This window comes from Kitasatospora sp. NPDC059571 (assembly GCF_042735675.1).
Lineage (GTDB): Bacteria > Actinomycetota > Actinomycetes > Streptomycetales > Streptomycetaceae > Kitasatospora.
Map to the genome: position 1 here is coordinate 5,571 of NZ_JBHWBW010000172.1, position 8,976 is coordinate 14,546.

The 8,976-nt window shown below is 73.1% G+C and carries 7 protein-coding genes and 1 pseudogene; 5 read left to right on the forward strand and 3 right to left on the reverse strand.

Features of this window, described 5'->3' with window-relative positions:
* Positions 1–250: 250 nt before the first annotated feature.
* The gene (locus ACFV0G_RS20090) at positions 251–2,272 is read right to left on the reverse strand and encodes a glycosyltransferase (protein ID WP_380549270.1); all 2,022 of its coding nucleotides are present in this window, start codon (positions 2,270–2,272) and stop codon (positions 251–253) included.
* Positions 2,273–2,517: 245 nt separating this feature from the next.
* Between ACFV0G_RS20090 and ACFV0G_RS20095 the strand changes: the two genes are divergently transcribed.
* Together ACFV0G_RS20095 and ACFV0G_RS20100 are read left to right on the forward strand one after the other, a co-directional pair.
* Complete coding sequence (locus ACFV0G_RS20095; RefSeq protein ID WP_380549273.1) at positions 2,518–3,879, forward strand: glycosyltransferase; 1,362 nt, start codon at positions 2,518–2,520, stop codon at positions 3,877–3,879.
* A 986-nt stretch (positions 3,880–4,865) separates the two neighbouring features.
* Entirely contained in the window at positions 4,866–5,966 is a 1,101-nt protein-coding gene (locus ACFV0G_RS20100) for a hypothetical protein (RefSeq protein WP_380549276.1), read from the forward strand.
* Between the two features lie 635 nt (positions 5,967–6,601).
* On the opposite strand, the pseudogene ACFV0G_RS20105 reads toward ACFV0G_RS20100, so the two are convergent.
* Together ACFV0G_RS20105 and ACFV0G_RS20110 are read right to left on the reverse strand one after the other, a co-directional pair.
* Positions 6,602–6,766 (reverse strand): annotated as a pseudogene (locus ACFV0G_RS20105) (thioredoxin-disulfide reductase); the annotation flags it as partial.
* Positions 6,763–7,185, reverse strand: coding sequence for an arsenate reductase ArsC (locus ACFV0G_RS20110; RefSeq protein ID WP_380549278.1), 423 nt, complete (start codon positions 7,183–7,185; stop codon positions 6,763–6,765). The gene ACFV0G_RS20110 and the pseudogene ACFV0G_RS20105, both read right to left, overlap by 4 nt.
* 101 nt (positions 7,186–7,286) lie before the next feature.
* Between ACFV0G_RS20110 and ACFV0G_RS20115 the strand changes: the two genes are divergently transcribed.
* The 3 genes from ACFV0G_RS20115 to ACFV0G_RS20125 form a co-directional block, all read left to right on the forward strand.
* Complete coding sequence (locus tag ACFV0G_RS20115) at positions 7,287–7,598, forward strand: ArsR/SmtB family transcription factor (protein WP_380549281.1); 312 nt, start codon at positions 7,287–7,289, stop codon at positions 7,596–7,598.
* 51 nt (positions 7,599–7,649) lie between these two features.
* A complete protein-coding gene (locus ACFV0G_RS20120; protein ID WP_380549284.1) occupies positions 7,650–8,396 on the forward strand; it encodes an aquaporin in 747 nt (248 codons plus the stop codon).
* Positions 8,393–8,976: NAD(P)-binding domain-containing protein (locus ACFV0G_RS20125; RefSeq protein WP_380549287.1), on the forward strand; the 584-nt coding region annotated here is incomplete at its 3' end. The genes ACFV0G_RS20120 and ACFV0G_RS20125, both read left to right, overlap by 4 nt.

Sequence of the window (8,976 nt, forward strand, 5' to 3'; positions counted from 1 at the left end):
CCAGCGCGGCCGTTGGGGTGGAGTAGATGTTGGTGCGGCGGCCTGGGGATCGCCGCCCCGCGCTCTTCTTGGCCCCCGGGGCGGCGGCGGGCGGCCCCCGGCGGTACCTCTGCCGGCGGCGGCGCCATCCGGCTGGACCCGGGCGTCACCCCCTGATTCCCGCTCGGGACCGTTCCCGGCCGCCCAACTCGGTGTCTCGTCCACGCCACGAACAACCGAGACGCGTGAACGCTGGGAGCCGGCGGGGTGCTCACGGTTCTGCCGTGGCCTCCACCACCGTGACGTACTCGGCGGCCAGCGCTTCGGCCATGGCCGCCGCCGAGAAGCGTGCGGCGACCGTGGCACGGCCGCGGGCGGCGACCTCCGCCAGCCGGTCCGCAGGCAGCCCGCACACCGCGCGCAGCCGCGCGGCGAGCTCGCTGCCACTACCGGTCGGCAGGAGGAAGCCGTTCACGCCGTCCCGGATGTAGTGGGGCACGCCGCCGCGCGCGGGCCCTGCCGCCGGCAGGCCGGCGTCCATGGCCTCCAGCACGGCCAACCCGAACTCCTCCTTGGCACTCGGGCACACGTAGACGGCCGGTCCGCACCAGCGGCCCGAGGCGAGCGCCCGCTCCAGCACGCGAACGTGCCGGTTGGGCAACGCCGGCCACTGCGCGAACCGCCGCCGGGCCTCCGGCTCCTCTGCGAGCAGTTTGGCGATCCGGCCGCGCATGTCCGTCTCGACGGGTGTCGCGTCGCAGCCGGCGCCGCCGATCAGAAGCAGTGCTGTCGATGTGTGCAGGCCGGCGTCGAGCCAGGCCTCCACCAGCCGGTCCTGCTGTTTGACCGGGTGCAGCCGCCCCACGCTGAGCAGCACTCGCAGCCCGACGGCGTCCGGGTCGAGCCCGTCCGTCCGCTGTCCGCCGGCGAACAGTCGGCCCATCAGCGAGGCCGCGAGAGCCTCGTCGCCCTCATGGGACTCGAACGGCGGAATGCCCTCCGGCGGGGCCGCGATCCGCGGGGAGCCGAACTGCGGCGCGAGCTGGGGGAAGTGGTCGGGAAGGTCGGCGGCGCCGGCCCGGCCCGGAATCGTCACCAGCAGGTCGGCCCGGGTGACCAGCCGGTCCGCGACGAAGATCCGGTGCAGGTCCAGGCGCAGGGCCGCGGCCGGCTCGTCGAGGGCGTGCACCGGCAGGCCACGGTGGCGCTCGGCAGCCGTGCGGTGCGGGTCCGGTGTCACGGTGAAGGCGAATCGGGCACCACTGCGCCGTGCCGCCTCGGCCATGGCCAGTGAGCCGTCGTCGGCGAAGCGGGCGTGGACGACGTCCGCGGCCGCGCCGGGCAGGGCCAGAAGCCGGGTGGCCCACCAGGCCAGACCCTGACGGTGCTCGGCCGCAGTCCGGGGATCCAGCGGTTCCGCGGCGTCGACCGGGATCCTCATCACCCAGTGCTCGGGTCCCCGACGGACCACCAGCGGCTGCATGCGGCCGAGGTCCGCGGGCCCGGCGGCGACCAGGGTGAGGACCCGGCCCACTCGGCCGGTGCCGTTCAGCGCATCGCCCAGGCCCCCCAACAGGACGCTCATGCCTCCACTCAGCCCCGCTCCCGGCTCGTCGAGCCTGCCCAGCAGCATGGACTGGGCGACGGTCAGGGCACTCCCGGCCTCGGCGGGCAGGAGCCGAACGGCCTGGCGGAAGGCGTGGCCGGCCGCGGCGCCGGGCACGGCCCGCTGCCAGGCGGCGGCCAACAGGAGCGTCTCGTAGCGATCCGCGCTCCGTGGCGCCACCCTCGGCAGCACCTCCGCGCCCCGTGGGATCCCGGACACGTAACGCCAGGCGGCGTGCCTCTCGGCCCGGTCCGCCGACCGGGCCCGGGAAGCGCACTCGGCTGCCGTCAGCGGCTGCAGACCACCGCTCTCGGCGAGATCGAGCAGGAACGCGGCCTCGCCGGCGGGCGGCGCTGCCAGTAGCCGACGGCGCAGCGCGATCGTGGCCTGCCGCTCGTGCCCGGCCGCCAGGGTCGCGCCCCATGCCTCGGCGAGCGCGGTCCGAACGACGGGCGACCCGGCTGCTGCGGTCACCAGCTTGACCGGGTCCGTCGCCACGCCGTCGCGGGCCGCCCGCCGCCATGCCGCGGTGGCGAGATCCTCCGTGGACAGGCCCGCCGTCCCCGGACCCGCCGCGGCGCGGCCGTACTCGGCCCGGGCGAGCAGCCCGAGCAGGTCCCGGCCGCAGTCGACGGGGGAGCCCTGGCCCCAGAAGTGCCTCCGCCAGTCGGCCAGTTCGTCGGCCACCGGCTCGCCCGGGTCGACGTTCGGTCGCGTGATTGCGCCAGGACTGTCCCGCTCCACGGGGTCGGCCTCTCGTCGGTGTCGTGCAGGCGTCACACCCGGTCTTCGGATTCCTGCCCCGGACGGATTGGGCGTACGGTCGGCCGCACCCCGACGGCCCGCACCGAGCGGGGGACCCGGCCCGCTCTGGCATCATCGGAAGGGCTGGACGCCTCTCCGGCGCCGCCCGGAACTCCAGGGAGGACACGATGGCCCGGGTTGTGGTGATCAGCCCGCCGTTCCGCTCGCACGCCGTGCCGCTGAGCGTCCTCGGATCGGCCCTGCGCCGGGCCGGCGCGGACGTTTCACTGGCCTGCACACCCGCTTTCGCCGACCTGGCCGACTCGGCGGGCCTGGGCTTCCTGGAGCTCACGGTCACCCGCAACGCCAACCACGGCATCGCTGAGCGGACTGCCCAGGAGGACGGCGAGGCCGCCCGGCTGCGGGAGTTCCTCGCAGCGACCGCCGAGGGCGCGGTGGCCGCGCTCCTCACCCAGGCCCGCCACCGCCGCGCCGACATGCTGGCCGAGCCCGACCGGATTCTGAACGACCTGCGCGACCTCGACCGCCGAGTGCGGCCCGACTGGTACATCGTCGACCAGCTCAGCTACCCGGTGACACTGGCCCTGCACAGCCTGGCACTGCCGTACGCCACGTTCTGCCCGGGCCACCCCAGCTACATCCCCGTGGGCTCGGACGCCTTCTTCGGCCTCCCGTACGCGTGGCCCGACACCGTGCGCCCCGATGCGGCAGCCCTTGCCCGCCTCCGGGATGCGGCGGCCGCCAACGACACTGCCTTCACCGCGGCCTTCCGGACGGCCATCCGCAGCGGAGCACCGAACCGCCCGGTCCCCGAGAGGGCGTTCACGCTCTGCTCGTCGCATGCGGTCGTCTTCAACTACCCGGCGTTCCCCTGGCTTCCTCCGGCCCCGATCGGGCCGAGCGTCCTCTACACCGGACATTGCGGAAGCGGGCCGGCGGCAGCGGACCTCGATCCGGCCTGGCAGGCCGTCGTCGACCGATTGACCACTCGCGGTCGACCGCTCGTCCTGGTCGCGCTCGGCACCTTCCTGTCGGCCCGGCACGATGTTCTGCGGATCGCCGCCGAGGGAGTTCTCCGGCACACCGACGCATCCGTGATCGTCGCGGCCGGCGATCGGGTCGCCGACCTCACCCGGGACCCGGCGCTCAGCACCGCTCCGACCGACCGGCTCCACATCGCGGCCACGGTCCCACAACAGGCCCTGCTGCCCGCCACCGCCGCGATGGTCCACCACGGCGGCAACAACTCCTTCACCGAATGTCTGACTGCCGGGGTGCCGGCGCTCGTCCTGCCTTTCTCCAGCGACCAGTTCGCCATCGCCCACGACGCCGAGCGAGCCGGCGTCGGCCGGTGCCTCGACCCCAACACCCTCGCCCCCCGGTCCGTCGGCGACACCGTCCACGCCCTGCTGACCGACAGTCGCACCACCATCAACGCCCTGCGCGACGACGTCCGGGCCCGCGGCCCGCACTGGGCTGCCGCAGAACTGTTGAGGGTCATGCCGGACCGACCGATGTCCGCGGGCTGAGCCCGGCGCCGGACTCATCGAGGCCATCACCGACCGGGGCGTCACCGTGGCGCCCTCCCGGCCGGAGCGACGGCGCACTGCGGGACGTCCGAACGGCGGAGACGGTGCCGCGCGTCCCGCAGTCCGCCGGGGGGTCGCGAGAGAGGCCCGCTGTCATCTGACGGTCCGACAAGTGATGCTGTGGGGACGGTCGGGAGCGATGAAGCGCGGTGTGCCGGGGTCGCGTTGCGCGGTATCCGTACACGTTCCGTTGGTCGACGGCGTGCGGGTGAGGTGCGATCGCACGATGAGGGAATGCGTCACGTCACGCCATTCATCATGTCCATGAAAATCAGGGGAGAGGAATTCGCCGCACCGGGGGCAGCGGTTCCCGGATGGGTTACCGCCCGGTTCGAAGAGCTGGCGACCGTTCGAATTGCCGAGGTCGGTCGAGGACTTCGGAGCGGGCGGTGAGGCCGGATGCGCCCGGGTCGCCGAGGTAGTCATCGCAGCACCTCGCAGGCCCCGATTCGGCTCCGCGGACCACTCCTCGCCCGGGTCGGACCAGGTTCAGTCGATGCACCGGCATTCATCGGCCGAGGTGAACCCGGACGGTGTTACCGGTCGGTGTCGCCGGGCCTTTCCATGTGTTCTCACCTTCATGCTGTTAACGCCATCCCCTCAACTGTTGAGGGTTGATCGCGCTACGCGCATCAACCCATGTTGACCTGCGAGTTTTTGCTGTTCGCTATCTCCTGCACAAAACTCCTTTGCCTTTCACCTCGTTGACGCACTTTCCGAGGCTCTGGTTTGCTGCGGGTCGGTCGATGGCAGGCCGCCCCCCCAGCCCCATGGGATGAACCGTCAACCCTCCTCGCACGGTGGCGAGGTCCGTCGGCGCGAGGGTCTCCCGGCGGGTTGTCGCGTACCGCCGTCGACTTCCCGTTGGCCCCCCACGGCCGCCGCCCCTGCCGGCGCGCGGTCGGCAGGAGAGAGGCACCCTCACGATGGGCTCTTCCCCCACCAATCGTCAGGCGAGGATCAAGGCGCTGACCGGCCTGACCTCCCTGGTGATCGCCGCTGCGGGCTTCGCCGCGGCCCCGGCCCAGGCCAACCAGCCGTCCGACGAGTTCGCCGGGCCCAGCCACCCCTACCGGCACGGTGTGGTCCCCGCCAAGGGCGCCGCGGGCGCCGGGTCGAAGCGAACCGCCAACCTGAAGTTCGGCGGCGGCGTCGACGGCATCGGCGTCACCACGGGCGCGCCGAAGGTCTACCTGATCTTCTGGGGGTCCCAGTGGGGTTCCCAGGGCACCGACGCGAACGGCTACACCACTCTCTCCGGTGACCCGAAGGGTGTGGGCGTCCGGGCGCAGCAGCTGTTCAAGGGGCTGGGCACCAACGGCGAGACCTGGTCCGGCGTCATGAGCCAGTACTGCGACGGTGTCGCGACGGGCACGACGACCTGCGCATCGACGGCGGACCACGTCGGTTACCCGACCGGTGGTGCGCTGGCCGGTGTCTGGGTCGACGGGTCGACGGCGGCGCCCGGTCAGGCCACCGGCAACCAGCTGGCCGCCGAGGCCGTGAAGGCCGCCGGGCACTTCGGCAACACCACCGCCGCGTCGAACCGCAACGCGCAGTACGTGGTGCTCTCCCCGACCGGCACCCACCCGGACGGCTTCAACACCTCGGGCGGCCAGTTCTGCGCATGGCACGACTGGAACGGCGACACCACGCTGTCCGGCGGTGCGGCGCCGTCCTCGTACGGCGACGTCGCGTTCACCAACGACCCGTACGTCACCGACATGGGCCCCTCCTGCGGCCAGAACTACGTCAACACCGGCAACGCGGGTCTGCTGGACGGCGTCACCATGGTGTTCGGCCACGAGTACGCGGAGACGATCACCGACCAGAACCCGGCCGGCGGCTGGACCGACTCGACCGGTTCCGAGAACGCGGACAAGTGCGCCTGGAAGGGCACCGGCGGCGTCGGCGGCTCGCAGAACGTCACCTTCGCGACCGGCTCCTTCGCCATGCAGGGCACCTGGTCGAACGACTACAACGGCGGCGCGGGCGGCTGCCAGATCTCGCACCCGGTCATCCCCTGACAAGCGGGGTGACGATCCGCCGGCACTGAGCGCCGGGGTGGGCCGCACGGCCCACCCCGGCGTCCGCATCGGTGGCCGCTCCACGTGGGCGGCCACCGACGGTGATGCCTGCCACCGGCCTTCGGCCGTTCCATCGTCGTCCAGGACGGAACACGGTTCCCCGTCGTCCCGCCGGCGGGGATCGCGGCAGCCGCGCGGACGTGCTGAGCTCCGGCGTGAAGCTGTCGGTTCAGACGGTGTCGGAGTGCCGGGCGTCGCGGACGGCGGGGGAGGCGGATACGGCCCGGCGGGCGGTGCGGGAGGCCATCTCCACGGGGTGGGTCTCCCAGGCGGTGGTCACCCGGCGTCCTGCGGTGGCGAGGGCGGTGGCGATCAGGGCCCCCCGCCACGCCCAGGACGGCCCCGGCGCCGGTCATGGCGGTGCCCACGGCGAGGAGGTGGACGTTCGGCGTGAACTGCACGGCACGGAAGGGGTCGGTCGACATGCCCCCACGGCGCGTTCCGCCTGCGTGCGCCGCATCACGCACCGCCACGGCGGCTGTGGTGGAGGCCGCTGGGCAAGCCGCACCTCCCGGCACGCGGCATGCGTGCGCCCGTCCAGACGGGCGAGGACCTCGTGGCCGGGCGGAAGTGCCGACCTCGGTCGTGGTGGCGAGCGAGCCGCCGACGAAGACGGAGCTGCCGAACAGCAGCGGCCTCAGCCGGGCGCGCGCCGTGTGGAGCGCGGCCGTGTACCCGGCGGGACCGGGGCCGATGACGACGACCTCGCGCACGTCGGAGTTCTCGTTGCTGGGCGTCAGCTCTCCTGCTGCTCGGCGTCGATCTCGGCGATCAGGCCCTCGATGAGGCGCTTGATCTCGTCACGGATGGGGCGGACCGCCTCGACGCCCTGGCCGGCCGGGTCGTCGAGCTTCCAGTCCAGGTAGGTCTTGCCGGGGAAGTACGGGCAGGCATCGCCGCAGCCCATGGTGATCACGTAGTCGGACGCCCGAACGGCCTCGGTGGTGAGGATCTTCGGCTTCTGGTCGGAGATGTCGATGCCGAGCTCGGCCATCGCGGCGACCGCCGACGGGTTGACCTGGTCGCCGGGCACGGAGCCGGCCGAGCGGACCTCTACGCGGTCGCCCGCGAGGTGGCGCAGGAAGCCGGCGGCCATCTGCGAGCGACCCGCGTTGTGGATGCAGACGAAGAGCACGGACGCGGCAGGCGTGGTGGGCATGGTTCTTCCTTCAGCGAGATCCGCGGGCGCGCGGCGCAGACCGACCCGGTGCAGGGCCGTGTGCTTGGGTTTTCCCCCGACAGCCGCTAACGTATCAGCCCATGGTGATGTCAGTCGACAGTGACGTGTTGAAGGCCCTGGCCGACCCGCTGAGGATTCAGATCCTCGCGCTGCTCGCGCAAGAGGCCCTGTGCACGACCCACCTGGTCGAGGAGACGGGTGCGCGGCAGACCAATCTGTCGAACCACCTCAAGATCCTCCGGGACGCGGGGCTGGTCGACACCGAGCCGTGCGGCCGATTCACCTACTACATGCTCCGCCCCGACGCCCTCGAGGCCGTCGCGGCGGAAGTCGCCGGGCTGGCCGCCACCGCCCGCGAGGCCGCTGCGCACAACCGCAAGCGGTCCTGCTGAACCCACCCACCCAGCCCGGCGGCCCGACCGCCCTGCACGAGGAGTGCCCTCTTGAGCGCCATAGAGGCCGGATCCGACACCGCGGAGCCGCTCGCGGTCGAGCCGCCCGCCGTCCCGCTCGCCAACCGGATCGCCGCCGAACTGGTCGGCACCGCCGCCCTGGTGGCAGTCGTGGTCGGCTCCGGCATCCAGGCCACCGAACTCACCGAGGACGTCGGCCTGCAACTGCTCGCCAACTCCCTGGCCACCGTCTTCGGCCTCGGCGTGCTGATCCTCCTCCTCGGCCCCGTCTCCGGAGCGCACTTCAACCCGGTCGTCACCCTCGCCGAGTGGTGGACGGGCCGCAGGGACCCCAAGGGCCTGGGCCTGCGGGAGGTCGCCGCCTACATTCCGGCGCAGATCGCCGGGGCGATCGGCGGCGCGATCCTGGCGGACGCCATGTTCGGCAAGGCCCTCGTGCAGTGGTCGACGCACGACCGCTCGGCCGGGCACCTGCTGCTCGGCGAGGTCGTCGCCACCGCCGGCCTGGTCCTGCTGATCTTCGGCCTGGCGAAGACCGGCCACCTGCGGTCCGCCCCCGTCGCGGTCGCCTCCTACATCGGTGCCGCGTACTGGTTCACCTCCTCCACCTCCTTCGCCAACCCCGCGGTCGCCATCGGCCGGGCGTTCACCGACACCTTCGCCGGCATCGCCCCGTCCTCCCTGCCCGGATTCATCGGCATGGAACTGGTCGGCGGCGCGGTGGGCCTGGCCCTGGTCGCGCTGATCTTCACGCGCCGGGGCAGGGCCGCGGCGTGAGCGCGGTCCGGCGCGCCGAGGTCCTGGTCGTCGGCGCGGGCCAGGCCGGCCTCGCGGCGGGCTACTACCTGCGGCGCGCCGGACTCGACTTCGCGATCCTCGACGCCTCCGACGCCCCGGGCGGGGCCTGGCGGCACTACTGGGACGGCCTGCACCTCTTCTCGCCGGCCGCCCACTCCTCGCTGCCCGGGCGCCCCATGCCTGCCGGGGCAGGGCAGGAGTGGCCGGACGCTCCCCACGTCGTCCAGTACCTGACGGACTACGAGAAGCGCTACGAACTGCCCGTCCACCGCCCCGTGCGCCTGACGGCGGTGGAGAACGCCGCGGACGGCGGCCTGCTTGCGCGCACCGACGACGGCACCTGGCACACCCGCGCGCTCATCAGCGCCACCGGCTCCTGGACGCGGCCCTTCCTCCCGGCCGTCCCAGGCCGCGGCGCGTTCGCCGGGCGGCAGCTCCACACCCGCGACTACCGGCGTGCCGAGGACTTCACCGGGCAGCGCGTGGTCGTCGTGGGAGGCGGCAACTCCGGCGCGCAGATCGCCGCCGACCTCACCGTCCCCCGGCCTTCGGCCGGGGG

Excerpts from the sequence above, each read along its gene's own strand:
- ACFV0G_RS20115 (WP_380549281.1), top strand. The coding sequence starts at position 7,287 with ATGGTGATGTCAGTCGACAGTGACGTGTTGAAGGCCCTGGCCGACCCG.
- ACFV0G_RS20110 (WP_380549278.1), bottom strand. The coding sequence starts at position 7,185 with ATGCCCACCACGCCTGCCGCGTCCGTGCTCTTCGTCTGCATCCACAAC.
- ACFV0G_RS20100 (WP_380549276.1), top strand. The coding sequence starts at position 4,866 with ATGGGCTCTTCCCCCACCAATCGTCAGGCGAGGATCAAGGCGCTGACC.
- ACFV0G_RS20095 (WP_380549273.1), top strand. The coding sequence starts at position 2,518 with ATGGCCCGGGTTGTGGTGATCAGCCCGCCGTTCCGCTCGCACGCCGTG.